The sequence below is a fragment of the Geotalea uraniireducens genome, from assembly GCF_027943965.1.
In the GTDB taxonomy this organism is placed as follows: domain Bacteria; phylum Desulfobacterota; class Desulfuromonadia; order Geobacterales; family Geobacteraceae; genus Geobacter; species Geobacter uraniireducens.
The window spans coordinates 223,019-241,285 of sequence record NZ_AP027151.1 but is presented as its reverse complement, the minus strand read 5'-3'; the positions used below and the strand labels follow the sequence as shown (position 1 = coordinate 241,285).

15 protein-coding genes and 1 tRNA gene are annotated in these 18,267 nt (G+C 60.9%); 13 read left to right on the top strand and 3 right to left on the bottom strand.

Annotated features, from left to right (window positions below):
• The first annotated feature begins 40 nt into the window (after positions 1-40).
• Both QMN23_RS01110 and QMN23_RS01105 read left to right on the top strand, forming a co-directional pair.
• Positions 41-1,828: an ATP-binding protein gene (locus tag QMN23_RS01110; protein WP_282001265.1), complete on the top strand. Its 1,788-nt coding sequence runs from the start codon at positions 41-43 to the stop codon at positions 1,826-1,828.
• A gap of 61 nt (positions 1,829-1,889) precedes the next feature.
• Positions 1,890-1,965 (top strand) — tRNA-Ala (locus tag QMN23_RS01105).
• Positions 1,966-2,113: 148 nt separating this feature from the next.
• Here QMN23_RS01105 and QMN23_RS01100 read toward each other — a convergent pair.
• The 3 genes from QMN23_RS01100 to QMN23_RS01090 form a co-directional block, all read right to left on the bottom strand.
• On the bottom strand, positions 2,114-3,973 hold the full coding sequence (locus QMN23_RS01100; protein ID WP_282001264.1) for a cytochrome c3 family protein: 1,860 nt from the start codon (positions 3,971-3,973) through the stop codon (positions 2,114-2,116).
• Between the two features lie 308 nt (positions 3,974-4,281).
• Positions 4,282-6,156, bottom strand: coding sequence for a B12-binding domain-containing radical SAM protein (locus QMN23_RS01095; protein ID WP_282001263.1), 1,875 nt, complete (start codon positions 6,154-6,156; stop codon positions 4,282-4,284).
• Between the two features lie 56 nt (positions 6,157-6,212).
• The gene (locus QMN23_RS01090) at positions 6,213-6,761 is read right to left on the bottom strand and encodes an MXAN_5187 C-terminal domain-containing protein (RefSeq protein WP_282001262.1); all 549 of its coding nucleotides are present in this window, start codon (positions 6,759-6,761) and stop codon (positions 6,213-6,215) included.
• A gap of 158 nt (positions 6,762-6,919) precedes the next feature.
• Between QMN23_RS01090 and glmU the strand changes: the two genes are divergently transcribed.
• Genes glmU through QMN23_RS01035 form a run of 11 tightly spaced genes read left to right on the top strand, consistent with a single transcriptional unit; the run spans position 6,920 to position 18,250 of the window.
• Positions 6,920-8,347: a bifunctional UDP-N-acetylglucosamine diphosphorylase/glucosamine-1-phosphate N-acetyltransferase GlmU gene (gene glmU, locus QMN23_RS01085; protein ID WP_282001261.1), complete on the top strand. Its 1,428-nt coding sequence runs from the start codon at positions 6,920-6,922 to the stop codon at positions 8,345-8,347.
• Between the two features lie 54 nt (positions 8,348-8,401).
• Positions 8,402-10,231 (top strand): glutamine--fructose-6-phosphate transaminase (isomerizing), encoded by a 1,830-nt coding sequence (glmS, locus tag QMN23_RS01080; protein WP_282001260.1) that lies wholly within the window; start codon positions 8,402-8,404, stop codon positions 10,229-10,231.
• 5 nt (positions 10,232-10,236) lie between these two features.
• Positions 10,237-11,067 carry a polysaccharide deacetylase family protein gene (locus QMN23_RS01075; RefSeq protein ID WP_282001259.1) on the top strand — a complete coding sequence of 277 codons (831 nt, stop codon included), beginning with the start codon at positions 10,237-10,239 and terminating at the stop codon, positions 11,065-11,067.
• The gene (locus QMN23_RS01070) at positions 11,052-11,714 is read left to right on the top strand and encodes a glycosyltransferase family 2 protein (RefSeq protein ID WP_282001258.1); all 663 of its coding nucleotides are present in this window, start codon (positions 11,052-11,054) and stop codon (positions 11,712-11,714) included. The genes QMN23_RS01075 and QMN23_RS01070 overlap by 16 nt, the downstream gene beginning before the upstream one ends.
• 19 nt (positions 11,715-11,733) lie before the next feature.
• Complete coding sequence (locus QMN23_RS01065; RefSeq protein ID WP_282001257.1) at positions 11,734-13,110, top strand: radical SAM protein; 1,377 nt, start codon at positions 11,734-11,736, stop codon at positions 13,108-13,110.
• 48 nt (positions 13,111-13,158) lie between these two features.
• Complete coding sequence (locus QMN23_RS01060; protein WP_282001255.1) at positions 13,159-14,061, top strand: lysophospholipid acyltransferase family protein; 903 nt, start codon at positions 13,159-13,161, stop codon at positions 14,059-14,061.
• Entirely contained in the window at positions 14,058-14,315 is a 258-nt protein-coding gene (locus QMN23_RS01055) for a phosphopantetheine-binding protein (protein WP_282001254.1), read from the top strand. The genes QMN23_RS01060 and QMN23_RS01055 overlap by 4 nt, the downstream gene beginning before the upstream one ends.
• Complete coding sequence (locus QMN23_RS01050; RefSeq protein WP_282001253.1) at positions 14,312-15,610, top strand: B12-binding domain-containing radical SAM protein; 1,299 nt, start codon at positions 14,312-14,314, stop codon at positions 15,608-15,610. Before QMN23_RS01055 ends, QMN23_RS01050 begins: the two co-directional genes overlap by 4 nt.
• Entirely contained in the window at positions 15,607-16,449 is an 843-nt protein-coding gene (locus QMN23_RS01045) for an ACP S-malonyltransferase (protein WP_282001252.1), read from the top strand. The genes QMN23_RS01050 and QMN23_RS01045 overlap by 4 nt, the downstream gene beginning before the upstream one ends.
• Positions 16,446-16,868 carry an acyl-CoA thioesterase gene (locus tag QMN23_RS01040; protein ID WP_282001251.1) on the top strand — a complete coding sequence of 141 codons (423 nt, stop codon included), beginning with the start codon at positions 16,446-16,448 and terminating at the stop codon, positions 16,866-16,868. The genes QMN23_RS01045 and QMN23_RS01040 overlap by 4 nt, the downstream gene beginning before the upstream one ends.
• A complete protein-coding gene (locus QMN23_RS01035; RefSeq protein WP_282001250.1) occupies positions 16,865-18,250 on the top strand; it encodes a lipid biosynthesis B12-binding/radical SAM protein in 1,386 nt (461 codons plus the stop codon). The genes QMN23_RS01040 and QMN23_RS01035 overlap by 4 nt, the downstream gene beginning before the upstream one ends.
• Positions 18,251-18,267 lie beyond the last annotated feature (17 nt).

Below are 18,267 nucleotides of genomic sequence, written 5' to 3'. Positions count from 1 at the left end.
CTATCTGACTCTTTCTTTCCAGCGAAATTGCGGAGTCCGAATGGCTATTCAGGATCATTACAAGATAGTGAGCCAGGTAATTCGGATAGCCAGCCTTACCGATCATTCGCATCAGGAGCGCCTCAAATCGATCGCCCACGTCATAACTGAAGCGTTCGGTTGTGCTGCGACGACTTTTTTCCTCGCCGACAGTGAGAGACACTCTCTCATCCTGAAGATATCAACCATGCTCCCCGAGCCGTCGCTTCCCTGCCACATCCCGTTTGGCAAAGGGGTCGCGGGACGATGTGCCGCCCGGAGAAAAATCCTTCGCCGTGGCCAGGCGGCGCTTCATCCTGATGAACCACTGCTCGGCACCGAGCAACTTTTAGTGGCAATCCCCCTTTTCGACCGCGACCAGTTGGTTGGCGTCATGTCCCTAGGCCTTCTCCGGGACACGCTCCTGCCCGAGAGCGACATGGACCTCCTGCAGGTAATCCTCGTTGAAGCTGCCGGCATCATCCGCTGCAAAAACCAGCTCGAAGGGATTTCCATGCGGCTGCGGGAATTGTCCTTTCTCCAGCAGGTCAGCAATTCTATGCTTTCGACCATCAAGCTTGACCGGCTCACCCAGCTCATTCTCACGGCACTTACCGAAAGTCCGACGCCACTTTTCGACCGGGCAATGCTTTTTCTCGTCAACGAACGAGCACAGGTAATCCAAGGGATGATGGGGGCGACCCGTTCGCTCTCGGAGTCCGAACCGCAAACCACGAGACGCCGCCCCCGCGCGCCACGAAACGCGGATTTCGACCGACTCGTTCGGGCAACCCGTTTGCCCCTCGACCGGGCCAGCAATCTTATCTCAGCGGCCGTCCTCGACAAGCAGATGATTTACGCTGGCAAAACCCGCGATCGTTCAATTGACCGGGATTACAGCAGGCGGTTCGGCACCCCGCCTTATGCGGTCGCCCCGCTAATCGCCCAAGAGCGGGTTGTCGGCGCCATCGTTGTCGACAACAATGTAACGCTGCGCCCCCTTGCCGACGACGATCTGCGCCTGGTGCAGCTTTTTGCCAACCAAGCCGGCATGGCAGTCGAAAACTCCATCCTTTATAACCGCTTGGAAGACTCAAACCGCTACCTGCACGAGACTCAGGAACAGCTTCTCCAGGGGGAAAAACTGGCAGCCATCGGCAAGATGGCCGCGGCCATTGCCCACGAGATCAAGAATCCGCTGGTATCGGTAGGGGGATTTGCCGAACGCCTCAAGCGCAAGCTGCCGGAAAATTCCGAGGAATGGCATAATGCGGCATTGATTAGTCGTGAAGTGCATCATCTGGAGGAAATGCTTACCGACCTCCTCTTCTTCGCCAAGAAAAACACCATCTGTTACAACCGCTGCAGCATCAATCAGATCATTGATGATGCCCTGGCGATGGTGGGCCTCAACCTTGACAAGAAAAAGATCGATCTCGTCAGAAACTTTGCGCCGCGCCTCCCTTCCCTATTGGGAGATTGCCAGCAGTTGCGCCACGTGTTCATGAACCTGTTCAATAACGCCTGCGAAGTGATGGAGCCAGGCGGGGTTCTCCAGATCGATACCACTGCGGCTCGTCTTAACAAAAAACGGGCGGTAGCCGTCAAGGTAATCGACACCGGAAGCGGCATCCCGCAGGAACTGCTTCACACCATTTTCAACCCGTTCGTGACGACCAAGGAAATGGGAACAGGGCTGGGGTTATCGATTGTCGACAAGATTGTTGCTGGTCATTGCGGGAAGATCGAAGCCCACAACCGACCAGAGGGTGGCGCCGAATTCACCGTTATCCTTCCCACATCACCGTAAATTTCTCCTTTTCAAATTGACTCGATTTGTGTATAGAATGGTGGATCGTTTTTGCGCCAACGGGGATGTAGCTCAGCTGGGAGAGCGACGCGTTCGCAACGCGTAGGTCGGCGGTTCGATCCCGCTCATCTCCACCAAATATGAAGGGGGAACAGGTATCCTGTTCCCCCTTTTTTCATTCCGCCACCGGTCTTCACCACAACTCGTTCAAAAATCGCTCTCCAACAACAGAAAAGGGGGTGCCGGCGGCACCCCCTTTTCTGTTCCCTTATGTCAGCCCGAGGTTCAGTGAGAACCGCCGGCCAGGAATGCATAGAGCATCAAGACAACCAAAGTCAGACCGATGATGACAGCGGTGAAGCCGAAGCCTTTGACAATGAAGTCATAGGCAATGCCGCTGGTCTTTTTGGCCGCAAACTGCTCGGTAATCCCCAGCTCTTCGTAGCGCTTCCACTGGTCACCACGTTCCTCGAGGAATTCGTGCTTCGGCATCTGGCCATTGAAGATGACGAAGTCCATCGGGAATTTCTCCGGCCGACCGTGGGTATTGAAGAAGTGGACGGTGAAGATGAAGCCGGTGGCCAAAAGTGCCTCGTCAGAGTGAACGATGGTCGCCACATTGAACATCCAGCCCGGCAGGAAGCTACCGAAGAATTCAGGGAACCAGAGCATCAACCCGGAACCACCGATGGCAAACATACCCCAGAAGACGGCGATGAAGTCAAATTTCTCCCAATAGGTCCACCGCTCGAAGGTCGGTTTCGGTCCCTTGAAGATGAACCAGCGGACCATACCGGCTACATCCTTGATATCCCGCAGGTTCGGCATCAAGGAGTCGGGTCCGAACATCCGCTGGAGCCAGTTACCCGGCAGATCCTTTCTGACGAAGAGGAAGTGGAAGGAGAGGATCAGGGCGCCGGAGAAGTAGACGAAGGTGATCCCGGCGCAGCACCGGTGGACGAAACCGGCGTTGGCAGTACCGCCGAAGATGTTTTCCATCATGAATTTCGCCCACTGCTGATCACTGAACTTAAGCGGCAGGCCGGAAAGCGACAAGCCGAGGAAGCTGATGATGACCAGCAAGTGGAGGAAGATATGCCGACGCTTGAAGCGACGATACACCTTGTGTCCATCGGGGATGTGATGCTCGACGTGGCCGGCGATCAGCGCCGCCTGCTTTTCGCGGTTTTCAACGAAGCCGCGGAACATCCAGAGGAGCGTATGGAACCAGAATACCGCAAATGTGCCGACCAACAGACCGGTCATGGCAATGAAGGTGTAGAAGAGAATCGGATATTTTTCCCGATCATTATGCTCGCCATGGGCATAGAACTTGGTGAAGAGCGGCGTCGCCTTCGGATGGCACTTGGCACAGGTGGCGGTCAGGTTCTGCGGATTGACGCTCGAGTTGGGATCCTTGGCCGGGAGGACCGAGTGGGCGGTATGGCAGTCGGCGCAACCGGCGACCCGCTCGGGGAAGCCGAGCCGGTAGTTCTTGCCATGATAGCTCTGCATGTACGTCTCAACGGCAACGGTCATGACGTTGTTCCGCTTCATCATCTGCTCGTTGGCATGACACTTCAGGCAGACCTTGGTATGGAACTCCCGGTTCTCTCTGGACTTGGGATCGCCGAGCGCCTTGATGGCATGCAGGTTGTGGCAGTCGTTGCACGCTGCGGAGTCCATGTTGCCCGCGGCAACAGCCTTACCATGGATTGAATTGCGATATACGGACTCTTTGTCGTGGCACTGGATACATTTGGCGACAACTTTACGCTTGTCCTTGTTCCAATAGGTATGGGTATGGATGTCGGTATGGCAATCGGCACACATGACATCCTTCTGCGCATGCACGCTGCCATAATGCTCGGCAGCCTCTTTTTTGTGGCACCGCTCGCAATGTACCTTCCCCACCTTGATTTCGCCTTTCATATGCTTGGCGAGGTCGGTAATCTCCGTATGGCAGCTGGTACAGGCGTTCTTGCCATGCACGGATGCGGCAAAGCCCGCAGGCGAGATCTTGTTGCTGTGGCAACCGAGGCAGGTGGCCGGATCAATCGCCAGCCCCCCTTCGGCCGCCGCCGGGCCGGCAAAGGCCACGAGCAGCAACAAGGCGGGAAACAGCCTCATTAACATCGACAACATGCACATTCCTCCTATGGTGATTTATTTCGCACACCAACAAAACGCGGTGTTATATAGACACACAAAAAGGCTTCCTACCCCCCCAACAAGAGGTACGTCAGCCCCGGAATACATGGCCTTTTTAGTTAGTTATGGTGAGCGGAGCGGCGGAGTTTTCACCAAAACAGTATTCTAGAAAAAACGAGGGTTCAATGAGGATGCGTAAATCTGGTCAATCCTAATACTATAGGGGGGAAATTGCAACAAAATTGTATGTTTTTTTTATACATCAATTCGTGCGCAAAAGGCTGAAAAAACTAACCATAACGTCAGTCATCCGGGCAGAGGACCACGATCCCTTCGGCCAGAGCGAATTCGAGAAACGCCGCCCCTTCCTCGTACGTCAATTTGAGCAAAATGGTCGCTTCGCCCGCCCGAATCGAGCCGTCGAGCGACTCAAGGTAACGATAATGGGCTTCGACCAGGGTTTCCGTCCACACTTCACCAGCGCGCGGATAAATGACCGCCCACGAGCCCGTCGGCGAGAAGCACTCGACGAAATCCCGCACTTCAAGATCACCGGCATCAAGCAGATCAGCGATATCGTAGGAAAAGTGCGCCAGCCGCGCCGACGGAGCAAGCGCTACACGTCGGTCCAGAAGATCGGTCCGGGCCAATTCGCGGTCGGTAGGCAACGGCGGCGGGGCGGCCAGCAACGCCGCGCAATAGTGGTAATTATAATCCACCAGATCGAGGATCGCCGGCAGCAATCCCGCCTTCCGGCCCTTGCAGGAAAAGGCGAGAAAATCCCGCTGAAATCGCCAGACCTCCTCGTCGGTAAAACGCCCCTCCGTCAGCTCGCCGCCAACGTTGCGTTGCAGCCAGTCACCAAACGCCTCAAGGAAGACAGCGGGAGCAATCTTCAGCGCTCGGACCACCGAACCGAACCAGGCCACCGCCTTGCCGCGGCTGTAGAAAATATCGCTGGCATTGCCCAGCTGGGCCGCCCGCGCCATTTCCTGCGCTGAATAGCCCGCCGAACTGATCAGCGTGTAAGGCGGCTCGGTTCTGGCAACCAGCCCCTCCGCGACGGCCCGCGCAGCCAAAGCCGTTCCGGGAAGCACCGCCAGCGGAAAGATGTCGAGATGATTCGGGCAGAGCCCAAGCGCAAAATCCAGGCTCTTCCGAAACTGCGCCGGAGAATCGCCCGGCAGTCCGTAAATAAGATCGAAGCCGAAAATCGCTCCGCTATTGTTGAGCAACGCCACCTTGCCGGCAAATGCAGCGGAATCGAAATGACGCCTGACCCGTTTCAAAACCGCCGGGTCAGCACTCTGGAGCCCAATCTGCAATGAACAGGAAATCTCGGCAAACAGATTCGCCATCTCCCGGTCGATCAATTCCGCCCGCACTTCGAAATGGAAATGGACATGCGGTGCCCGGCGGCGAATCATTTTGAGAATTGCTTTCGCCCGCCGCGGCTCGACATTAAACGTGGAATCGAGAACGAAGACTTGCTGCACCGCACTGCGGGCCAGCAGATCGAGTTCGGCATCGACCCGTTCCAGGGAAAAACGCCGGACGCCCTGTTCTCCTTTGAAATCGTAACAGTAATCGCAATGGAAATCGCAGCCACGAGCGAGTTGCCAGAGCAGGCCGCGATAGCGGCTGACTTCCAGCGCCCCGCTGAGCAGGGGGGAAGGAATGGTGTCGAGCAGCGCCACCGGTCGAAGCGGCCGGACCGTGAACACCCCCGCGGCAAGGAATGCCGTACCGATCCCCCCTTGCGGCGACTCACCCCGGGCCAGCCTGGCCATCGCTTCAAGGAACGGCACCTCCCCTTCACCGAGGATAAGGAAACTAAAGGGCGCACTCCGCAGCAGACGCTCCGGATCGGCAGTCGCTTCCGGGCCACCGGCAAAGATCGGCAGTTCCGGCTGGCGGCGCTGCAGCCGTTCAACCAGCGTACAGACCATCTGCCGGTTCCACAGGTAGAGGGAAAATCCGACGGCCACGGGGGAACCAGCGAGGATCGCCGCCACGACGGCATCCAAGTCGTCGGTGACGAAAAAGTCGCAAAGTTCAACGGTAACGGTATGGGCAAGTTCCTCGTCGGTAGCGAGATACGCCTTGAGAGAGGCATTGGCGAGGGGGACGGCCTGGGGAGAAGGGGCAAGGTGGATGGCAACAAGAACGACTTTCACGAGCGAGGGACTCCGCGGGATACAGTCTATGGCACGAGCGGGGCGACAGGCACGGATCAGCCCTTCCGCCGTCGCGCCCTGATTTTGGGCACACCATCCTCGATGACGACGCGAAATTCCACCGCATCACTACCATACTTGGCGATGATCGCCGGTCTCTGCTTGTCGATGGCCGACTTGACCATCTCCCTGGTTATGGCGTCGGCCGGGAGACTGCAAGACTTGCGGGCTTCGACAAAATTGCGAAAAAGCTCTTCCTCGGGGTCGACAACCGGCGCCGCCAGGCCGCTGTCCCCGGGAGCATCCGGACGCTGGTGCATGGTCATTCTGAAGCGGTCGCGGGAATACTTTCCCTCTTCCATGAGGCGGACGATCCTGCTCCAGTACTGCTTGTAACTGCAAAAGCGGGCAACCAGCGAGTTGTACTTGAACTTCAGCATCGTGTTGACGATCTTCACGTTGGCGTACTTGCGCGACAGGCGTTCAACCGTCTCCAGCAGGCGCAGAGGCTCCCGCTTTTCAAGACCGAGAAAAAACTGCTCGTACTTGATAATCAGCTCGTTAAGGCTCTGTTCCAGCTGCGCGATATCTTCAGGTGTCCCCATTCCTGCTCCCGTTCCAGACTATAGCAGAACAGGAAAAGATGTAAAGGCGAATCTCCCCCGTTAGCCCTGCTAATTCCTTGACTTGCATGAACGGCATCGTTTAAAGTGAATCGTTTCTATACTTGTCATATTCCCTGATTATCGGGAGGATCAATACCATGGAAAATCTGGCGGCAATTATCCTGGCAGCCGGCAAGGGGACCAGGATGAAGTCCGAGCTGGTCAAGGTGATGCACCCCCTCGCCGGGATGCCGATGATCCGTTGGCCGATTGATGCTGCCCGGGAAGCTGGGGTAACGAAGTTTGCCGTGGTCATCGGTCACCAGGGAGAAACGCTCAGGACCGCGCTTAACGATCCGGACATCATGTTTGCCGTCCAGGAAGAGCAGCTGGGCACCGGCCATGCGGTGGCCTGCGCCACCCCCTGCCTGGCCGACTTCAAGGGGCCGATCCTGATCCTCTGCGGCGATGTGCCGCTCATCCGCCCCGACACCCTCCGGGCACTGGAGGAGGCGCACCGCGATTCCGGCGCCATCGTGACAGTGCTGACTGCCCGGGTTACCGATCCTTTCGGCTACGGCCGGGTAATCAAAGGAGCCAACGGCCGGGTACTCCGGATTGTCGAAGAAAAGGATGCCTCTCCGGAAGAGCGGGACTGCCGGGAGATCAATGCGGGGATTTACTGCGTAGCTGCCGAGTTCCTGTTCGAGGCCGTTGCAAATCTTTCCAATGACAATGCCCAGGGAGAATACTACCTGACCGACATCATCACCAGGGCCAACGCCCGTGGGCTCCACTGCGCCGCCTTTACCATTAACGACCCGCGCGAAATCATGGGCGTGAACGATCGGCTGCAACTGGCAGCAGCGGCCGGAATCGCCCGGGAACGCATCAACTGTCAGCTGATGCTTGATGGCGTTACCTTGATTGATCCGGCAACGACCTATATCGAACACGGGGTGATCATCGGACCGGATACAACGATTTACCCGGGCGTTCATATCGGTAGCGGCAGCCGGCTCGGTTCCGGATGCACCGTCGAAGCCGGCGCGGTCATCAAGGGAAGCACGCTCGGCAATGCGTGTTTCATCGAACCGCAGGCAGTCATCCGTACTTGCCGGTTCGGCAACGGAGTGGTGATCAAGGCGGGGAGCGTCATGGAAGACTCGGTACTCCACGACGGCGTCGTCGTCGGCCCCATGGCCCATCTGCGTCCAGGGACGGAGCTGCTTGATCATGTCAAGATCGGCAACTTTGTGGAAACCAAGAAAATCGTCATGGGGAAAGGCTCGAAGGCATCCCACCTCACCTATCTCGGAGACGCCACCATAGGCAGCAACGTTAACGTTGGCTGCGGCACCATTACCTGCAACTACGATGGCCGGCAGAAGCACCGGACCGTCATCGAAGACGACGTCTTCGTCGGCAGCGACGTCCAGTTCGTCGCCCCGGTGACGATCGGCAGGAACTCGCTGATTGCCGCCGGCACAACGGTGACGAAGGACGTACCGCCCGATTCGCTGGCGATCGCCCGTACCCCGCAGGTAAACAAAGATGGCTGGAAACTCAAGAAAAAGGACGATTGACCATGGATACGCCGGACTCCCGTCCGGCAGTCTGTCGTCGGGAAGGGCGGATATATGTGCGGAATTGTAGGTTATGTTGGCAGCCAGGAAGCGACGCCGATCATCCTCGACGGGCTGAGACGGCTTGAATATCGCGGGTACGACTCGGCAGGCGTCTGCACCATTGCTGCCGGCCGGGCGGCGGTACGGCGCAGCGAAGGTAAACTCATCAATCTGGAACGCCTGGTAACCGAAGCCCCGCTCACCGGCACGATCGGCATCGGCCATACCCGTTGGGCCACCCATGGGAAGCCGTCCGAAACCAATGCCCATCCGCATCAGGCCGGCTCGATCATCGTGGTACACAATGGCATCATCGAGAACTACCTGGAGCTGAAGGCGCGGCTCAAGGCCGACGGCCGGGAGTTTAAAAGCGAAACAGATACCGAGGTGATTTCCCACCTGATCGACGAGAAGTACGCCGCTACCGGCACGTTTGTCGAGGCGGTACGGCTGGCCCTCCAGGAGTTGCGCGGCGCCTACGCGGTCTGCATCCTCTGCGAACAGGAACCGAACGTCCTCGTCGCAGCCAAGCAGGGTTCGCCGATGGTCGTCGGGCTCGGCGCCGGCGAGTTCTTTGTCGCTTCCGACATTCCGGCAATCCTCTCCCATACCCGGGAGATGGTCTTCCTCGAAGACGGCGAGATGGTCGTTTTCCGGGAGGGGACTCCTTCCTTCAGCCGGGTCACCGGCGAGCCCCTGGAAAAAACGAGCCGGCACATCGATTGGTCGCCGCTGATGGCAGAAAAAGGCGGCTACAAGCATTTCATGCTCAAGGAGATTTTCGAGCAGCCCCGCGCTATCCGCGACACCATCGCCGGCCGCCTCCGGGAAGAAGAGGGGGACGTCTATCTGGAAGACTTGCGGTTGAGCGATTGCGAATTACGGGAGTTCGACCGCATCTGCATTGTCGCCTGCGGCACCTCCTGGCACGCAGCGCTGGTCGGCAAGTTCTTGCTCGAAGAGCACTGCCGTATCCCGGTGGAAGTCGACATCGCCTCGGAATTCCGCTACCGCAATCCGGTGGTAAACGACCGGACCCTGATGGTGCTCATCTCCCAATCGGGCGAAACCGCCGATACGCTGGCCGCCATGCGCGAGGGGAAATCGCGCGGGGCACGGAACGTCGCCATCTGCAACGTTGTCGACTCCTCCATTGCCCGCGAAGCGACCGGGGTCGTCTATACCCACGCCGGCCCCGAGATCGGGGTTGCCTCCACCAAGGCTTTCGTCACCCAACTGGTCGCCCTTTACCTCCTGACCATCCGGCTCGGCCGGGCCATCGGCACCATTGACGCCGAGCGCGGCCAGGCGATGATCACCGAGCTGGTCAAGGTGCCGGCGTTGCTGGAAAAGACCCTGGAAATCAACGACGCGGTGGAGAAGACCGCCCGCCGCTACATGAACGCCCGGGATTTCCTCTACCTGGGTCGCGGTATCAACTACCCCATCGCCCTGGAAGGAGCGCTCAAGCTCAAGGAGATTTCCTACATTCATGCCGAGGGGTATCCGGCGGGCGAAATGAAGCACGGCCCGATCGCCCTGATTGACGAAAACATGCCGGTAGTCGTCCTGGTCCCCCGGAACAGCACCTACGAAAAAGTCCTCTCCAACATGGAAGAGGTCGTGGCGCGCGGCGGCCGGGTCATCGCCATCTGTTCCGCCGGCGATCGGGAGGTTGCCGACAAGGCGGAGGAAACGCTCGCCATCCCCGCTGACGGCGGCGAACTGACGTCGATCCTCCTCTCCGTCCCCTTGCAACTCCTTGCCTATCATGTGGCGGTGCTGAAAGGGACCGACGTCGACCAGCCGCGCAACCTGGCAAAATCGGTGACGGTCGAATAGCCACTTTGCCGGCATTGAATGCGCTGACTATCGACGTCGAGGACTGGTACCACGTCTGCGGCGGTCCCGAGCTACCGGCACTCGCCCCTGCTGACCGGCGGGTTCTGCCGAATGTCGAGCGGCTCCTGGCGCTTCTCGCCGAATATGGCGTAAAAGCAACCTTTTTCATCCTCGGCTCGGTGGCGGCAGAACAGCCGACGCTGGCGCCGCTGATCGCTGCCGCCGGCCACGAGATCGCTTCTCATGGCTGGTCTCACCGACTGGTCACCGGTCTGACTCCGGCGGAATTTCGCGAAGAAGTCCGCAAAACCGGTGAATTGCTAGAACGGCAGACCGGACGGCGACCCACCGGCTTTCGCGCTCCCCAGTGGTCGCTCTCCCGGGAAACAACGCCCTGGGCCTTTGCCATTCTGCGCGAAGAGGGATATCATTACGATTCAAGCCTGAACCCGTTGCCGCTGATCGGCGACCGGCGGGGAGCGCGCGTTCCCTTTCCGGTCACCACCGAACACGGCACCATTGCGGAACTGCCACCGCTCGTCACCCCGGCCGGGTTAATCAACCTGCCGACCGGCGGCGGCTGGGGACTGCGCTTTTTCCCCGAAGCGCTGCTGACTGCCACGATCCGCCGGCTCAACCGGCGAGGGACACCGGCGGTACTGTATTTGCATCCGCGGGAACTTGATCCGGCGGGACCACGACTCAAACTCGGGCCACTCCGGTCATTCGCCGCCTACGGACCGCGCAGCGGCGCGGAAACACGGCTGCGGTCCCTGCTACAGCGGTTTTGCTTCACTTCATTGAGAGAATTGGTCGAGCAGTGCGATTTTGCATAGTCATCCCCGCCTATAATGCGGCAGCGACCCTGCCAGGGGTCATCCGCGAGGCGCTGGCCAGCGGTATGCCGCTTTTGGTGATCAACGACGGCTCGACCGATGGCACTGCTGCGGCCATCGCCGCATTCCCGGTCCAGCGACTCGACCACGACCGGAACCGGGGCAAGGGCGCTGCACTGAAAACAGGCTTTACCTGGGCGCTTGCCCAAGGATTCAACGGCGTGGTCACCCTCGACGCCGACGGCCAGCACGACCCGACCGCGATCCGCCGCCTGGCGGAAACGGCCTGGACAAGGGGGACCGACATCCTGATCGCCTCCCGCTTCGGGCAGTTCGAGGAGATGGCCGGGCTGCGCTCCTGGTGGAACCGGTTCGGTGTCTGGTGCATGCGCAAGCGGACCGGCTTCAGCGTTACCGACAGCCAGTCCGGCTTTCGCTGGTACTCGGCGAAGATGCTCGGGGCCGTCCAGTTGGCCGCCGACGGCTACAATCTCGAGATGGAGATCCTGATGAAAGCCTGGCGAGGCGGTTTCACCATCGACTCGCTGCCGGTTGCCGCCCGGGTGGCCGACGGTCGGGCGACCAGCCATTTCCGGCCGGTTCGCGATACCTGGAACATCTGTATGACGTTCCTCCGCTACATGTAATGGAAAGAGAGCCCCTTTCATGCTGCAGAGCCTGAAAAACTATTCCACCGAAAAGATCGTCTCGCTGTTGTTGTCGCTGGCGACCAACGCCTCCACCGAGAACCTGGCGCGGATGACCTACCTGATGGAGCTGATCCCGAAGAAGGACTACTACAAGGAACGGATTCGCTGGATTCGCCAGCTGATCCGGGAAAATCACCCCTCGATCGCCTTTCCCCGCCGGATTCTCAAGGAACTCCACCCGAACCAGCGCGACAAGTGGATCACCAACCTGGCGGTGAACCACCTGCTCTCCGGCACCAACAAGCGGAAAGCCTGGCAGGAGCGCGAGGGATATTATCCGCCGTCGACGGTAGTGATCAGCCCGACCATGAAGTGCAACCTCTCCTGCTATGGCTGCTATGCCGGCGACTACGGCAAATCGCTGGAGCTCTCTCTCGACGAGATCGACTCGGTCCTCCGGCAGATCAAGGAGATGGGAATCTACTTCGCCGTCATCTCCGGCGGCGAACCGTTCTTCAAGAAAGACATCTTCGAGATTTTCCGCAAGCATTCGGACATGGCGTTCCTGGTCTTCACCCACGGCGGGCTGATCGACGAGCGGCTGGTGGAGCAGCTGATCGAGGTCGGGAACGTCATGCCGGCGTTTTCCTTGGAGGGATACGAGAAGGAGACCGACGAGCGCCGCGGGCCCGGCCATTTCAAAAAGGTGATGCGGGCAATGGACCTCCTCCGGGAGAACGGCCTGTCGTTCTGCGGCTCGTTCACCCAGACCAGCAAGAACACGGAGATCATCACCAGCGACGAGTACATCGACATGCTAGTGGCCAAGGGGGTATTCGCCCTCTGGCTCTTCACCTACGTGCCGGTCGGCCGCGAGCCGGACCTGCAGTTGATGGCCACCCCCGAACAGCGCGACCTGCTGCGGCGGCGGACCATCGACTTCCGGGCCGGCAAGCCGATGCTCTTCGTCGACTTCTGGAATGACGGCCCGATCATCAGCGGCTGCATCGCCGGCGGCCGGAAATATTTCCACATCAATGCCAATGGCGACATCGAACCGTGCGTCTTCTGCCACTTCGCTGTCGACAACATTCGCCGCACCACGCTGCGGGAAGCCCTCAATTCGCCGCTCTTCCGCACCATTCGCGACGTCCAGGGCCGCCATGACAACCTGCTCCGGCCCTGCATGCTGATCGACCATCCGGATGTCGGCCGGGAGCTGTTCCGCAGCGAAGGGGCTTACGCCACCCACGAGGGAGCGGATGCCATTTTCGGTCCGCTCGGCGCGGAGATGGACGATTACGCACGCCGCTACAGCGAGCTGGCCGAGCCGGCCTGGGAGCGGGAATTCGCCCCCCGACAACAGCAGAAACGGGAAGGGAACGCCAAGTGACCGGGAACTCGCACCGCCGGGGACTTACACCATGCCCGAGGGCCGGCAATGGCCCTTTATAACCGTGTCAGCCTGTTCTTTATCAACGCGTTAACCCTGCTGGTTCCCCGCCCCCTCCTCCCCCCCTTCGCCCTGTTCTGGGGAGGGCTGTTTTTCCTGATTCTGCCGGGAACGCGGCGGGCGCTCCGGGCAAACCTCCGGGTGGTGACCGGCCGGGACCGGGTGGATCGGCTCGTTTTTGCCACCTTTTACAAATTTTCGCGTAACTGGTGTGACGTCATGCTGATGATGCGCCGGCGGGGGAAGCGGCTCTTCGCCCTGATCGGCAGGCAGCAGGGACACGGAATCCTCGACCGGGTGCTGGCCGAGGGGCGCGGTGCGATCATCATCTCGCCCCACCTCGGGAACTGGGAACTGGGGGGGCTGGGCCTCGCCGACCGCGGCTATCCGGTCAACGTGATGACCTTCCGCGAGCCCGACGAACGGGTAAACGCCCTCCGCGAGCAGGTCCGAAAAGAGCGGGGCATCGGCTTCATCTACGTGGACCGCGACGAGACCTCGCCACTGGCCGTCATCGAAGCGGTCAACGCCCTTCGCCGCAACGAGGTGGTCGCCCTGCTCGGCGACCGGGATGGCTCGTCCCACACCATGGAGCTCGACTTTTTCGGCCGCCCGGCCGCCATTCCGGTGGGAGCGGCCTACCTTGCCCTGGCCACCGGAGCGCCGGTCCTGCCGGTGTTCGTCCCCCTGGAGCAGGGCCGGTACGCCACAATCATGGAAGAACCGGTCTACTTCACCGGCAACCACGGGCAGCACCGGCAGGCAATCCGCACCGGGATGGAACGGATTCTCCGCCTCTTCGAAAAATACATCCGGGATTATCCCGACCAGTGGTACAATTTTTTCGCGTACTGGAACGACTCTACAACGCAGAAAAGGAATAATGCATGACCGAACAACTGATCCCCGACGTCAAACAGCTGATCATCAATGCCCTGCGCATCGAAGGGATGTCTCCCGCCGACATCGATACCGACGCCCCCCTGTTCGGCGACGGGCTCGGACTCGACTCCATCGATGCCCTGCAGCTGGTGGTTGCCATGGAGAAAGAATTCGGCGTTGTCGTCCCCGATGCCGCCACCGGCACCAAGGTGTTCCAATCGGTACGGACCATGGCCGAATACATCGCGGAACACCGCCCATGAAATTGCTGTTCGTCTCGCCGGGCTGGCCCAAGGGGCGGCTGTGGGGAGAGTTGGGTTTCAAGTTCCCCGCCCTCTCCCTGGCAGCACTGGCGGCGGTCACTCCTCCTTCCTGGGAGCTGGCTCTCTGTGACGAAAACCTGGCGCCGCTCGACTTCGACACCGACGCCGACCTGGTGGCGATTACCGCCATGACCCCCCAGGCGCCGCGCGCCTACGAAATCGCCGCCGGCTTTCGCGCCCGCGGCCGGAAGGTGGTCATGGGCGGCTTCCATGCCAGTAACCTCCCCGACGAGGCCCTCGGCCATGTGGATGCCGTCGTGATCGGCGAGGGCGAACTGGCCTGGCCCCGGCTGCTCGCCGACTTCGCCGCCGGCACCTTGCAGCGGCGCTATCATGCCGAGGGACTGCTGCCGATGGAGACGATCCCCGTGGCCCGACGCGAGCTGTTTGCCGGCAAGGGATACCTGCTGACCAACACCCTGCAGACCACCCGGGGCTGCCCCTTCGACTGCAAATTTTGCTCCGTGACCGCCTTTTATGGCCGGAAATACCGGGAGCGGCCGGTGGAAGCGGTCCTCGCCGAACTGCAACAGCTTCGCCCGGTCAACTCCTTCGCCTTCTTCGTCGACGACAACCTGGTGGCCAACCGCCGTTACGCCCTCCAGCTCTTTGCCGGGATGAAGGGAATGGGCTTCAAGTGGCTCTCCCACGCGCCGATCGACTTCGCCCGCGACGAAGAACTGCTGCGGGCCGCCGGGGCCGCCGGCTGCGTCGGGATGTTCGTCGGCTTCGAATCTCTCGACCAGGAAACCCTGGCAGCGATGGGGAAGGTAACCAACCAGGCCCGTGACTACCTGGACGACGCCCGCCGTTTCCGCGACAACGGTATCGGCATCCTCGGCTCCTTTGTCCTCGGTTACGACGGCGATACGCCGGCATCCTTCGAACGAACCCTTCGTTTCTGCGAAGAAGCGCGCCTGGAAGCGGCGATCTTTCCGATCCTCACCCCCTATCCCGGCACCGCCATCCGGCGCCGGCTGGAAGCTGAGGGGCGGATCACCTCCAACGACTGGCGTGACTATGACATGGGGCACGTCACCTTCCGCCCCCGGGGGATGTCGGCTGCCGAGCTCCAGGAAGGGCACGACTGGCTCAACCGGTCGTTCTATTCCTTCCGCTCGATGTATCGCCGTATCTGGAAACTGCACCGTTCGGTTCAGGTCTTCGGCCCGATGAACCTCGGCTTCCGCAGCGCCATCAAAAAATCCGCCCGAAAGAAGAGCTGTTCCGCATGAACTGTTACCTGTTTCCCGGCCAACCCCTTGCGCCACCCGCCACGCTCCCCGACGACGACGATTTCCGTGCCATCGCCGAGCTGGCAAAGGAGCGGGCCTCCTTCGACCTGGAGCGGTTTTCCTGGCTCGGCGCCGAAGGAACCGACAATGTCAAGCTGCAGATCTACGGCGCCGCGATGAGCCTTTATCGGGCCCGGCGCCTCCGCGCCGAAGGGGTCACCGCCCAGCTGGTTGCCGAACACAGCATGGGGATCTATCCCGCCCTGGCCGCCGCCGGGGTGCTTCCCGAAGGGGAAAGCCTGGAACTGGTGGCCCGGGCCGGCCAGTTGATGATCCGCTTCGGCCGGGAACGGCGCTACGCCCTCGGCTGCATCGTCGGCCTCACCCTCGAGCCACTCTTGGCGATCGCCGAGAATAACGGCGTCTATCTCGCCAACCACAACACATCCCGGCACTTCCTCCTCTCGGGCGAACGGGGCAATATGGAGGAGGCCTGCGCCGAAGCGCTGGCCCGAAGCGCCTTCTCGGTGAAGCTGTTCGCATGCGACGCCCCCCTCCACTCACCGCTGATGGAAGAACTGGCCGATGATTTCCGGGCGCTGTTCGCCGATTACCGCTACCGCGAGCCCGTTCTTCCGCTGTTGAACCATATCGATCAGGATTACCTGGCCGCCGCCGACATTGCTGACTTCATGACCCGCGAACTGTCGCTGCCGGTCTACTGGGAGCGGAGCTGGCTCGCCCTGCGCGCCGCCGGGGCCAGCCGCTTTTTCGAGGTCGGCGTCGGCGACTCCCTGAAGAAGTACAACCGCTGGATCGACAGTGAGACCGGCCGATGAACGAGCACCAGACCTCGATCACCGTTCGTTTCAACGAGGTCGACTCCTACGAGGTGGCCTGGCACGGGCATTACGTCGTCTGGATGGAAATCGGCCGTAACGCCCTGGCCGGCCGGTTCGGCCTCGACGCCCGCCAACTCGGTGAACTCGGCTATCTGGCGCCGGTGATCGACCTGCAGCTCAAGTACCGTCGGCCAGCCCGCTACAACGAAGAGCTCCGCATCTGCACGCTCGCCCGCCGCAGCGAAACCGCCACCCTCGAATTCCGCTGCCGGATCACCGCCGACGACGGCACCGTCTGCGCCAGCGGCCGGACTATCCACGCTCTTACCGACCGGAATGGCACCCTGCAGTATCGGCTGCCGGCAGTGATCGCCGAGCGGCTCGAGCACCTGTTCACTTGGCAGGAGACGCCATGAAAGTGCTCCTCATCTCGGCAAACCGCGAGCGGAGCCCCTACCCGGTTTTCCCGATCGGCCTCGCCTACCTGGCCGGACCGCTGGCCGCTGCCGGGCACGAACTGCGGGCAATCGACCTCTGTTTCAGCACGGAGCCGGAGGAAGACGTCACCCGGGCCATGGCCGATTTCGCCCCCGCCGCAGTGGTCGTCTCGGTGCGCAATATCGACAACGTCACCTGGCCCGGCTGTCGCTCTTACAGCGCCGGGGTGAAACAGGCGCTCGACCGCTGCCGCGGAGCCGTGACGATTATCGGCGGCTCCGGCTTTTCCCTGCTGCCGCGGGAACTGCTCGCCTATCTGGGCGGCGACTACGGCGTGGTCGGCGAAGGGGAAGAGGTGCTGCCGCAGCTCCTTTCCCGGCTGGAACGCGGCGAGCCGGTCGCCGATCTACCGGGAGTGGTTTGCGCCGGTCGGGACGATATCACCCCCCCGCAACCGGTGGCACAGATCGGTGCGCCGGACCGGCAGCTCTTTGCCGTTGAGCGCTACCGGCGGGAAGGGGGAATGGCCAACGTCCAGACCAAGCGTGGCTGTCCCTTTACCTGTATCTACTGCACCTATCCCCTCCTCGAAGGGCGCCAGGTTCGCCTTCGCCCGGTGGCCGACGTGATCGCCGAACTGCGGACGCTGGCCGACGGGCATGGCATCGATTACGTCTACTTTGTCGATGACATCTTCAATTACCCGCCGGAGTACGCGACAGAGCTCTGCCGCGCCCTGAGCGGGGCCGGCCTCGGCATCAACTGGTCGGCCTTCATCAATCCCGGCTTCATCACCCCCCGGCTCGTCGACGAGATGGCTACCGCCGGCTGTGATGCGGTCGAATTCGGTTCGGACTCCGGCTCGCCGGCAATGCTGACAAACCTCGGCAAGTCGTTCGGCGTCGGCGAAATTCGCGCCGCCTCGCAGGCCTGCCACGAGCAGGCAATCGATTTTGCCCATTACCTGCTCTTCGGCGGCCCCGGCGAAACGGCAGCGACGGTTGCCGAAAGCTTCGCCCTGATGGACGAGGTGGAACCGACCGCCGTCATCGCCATGACCGGCATCCGGATCTACCCCGGCACCCCTCTCCATGCCCAGGCGGTCGCCGAAGGAATAATCTCCCCCGCCGACTCGCTGCTGGAACCGGCATTCTATCTCGCGCCAACGGTCCGGGACTCGCTCGGCGAACTCGTCACCAGCGAAGCCATGAAGCGGCGGAACTGGGTAGCGCCGGGACTGGAGATCAACATGAGCGACGCCCTGCTCGAGGCGCTCCGCGCTTTCCCGGTGCGCGGCCCGCTCTGGAAACAGCTCAAGCGGCTGACGAGAAGCCGCGTCAACCCCTTCGGACCCCGCTGACGGCGGCGGTCCCAGAA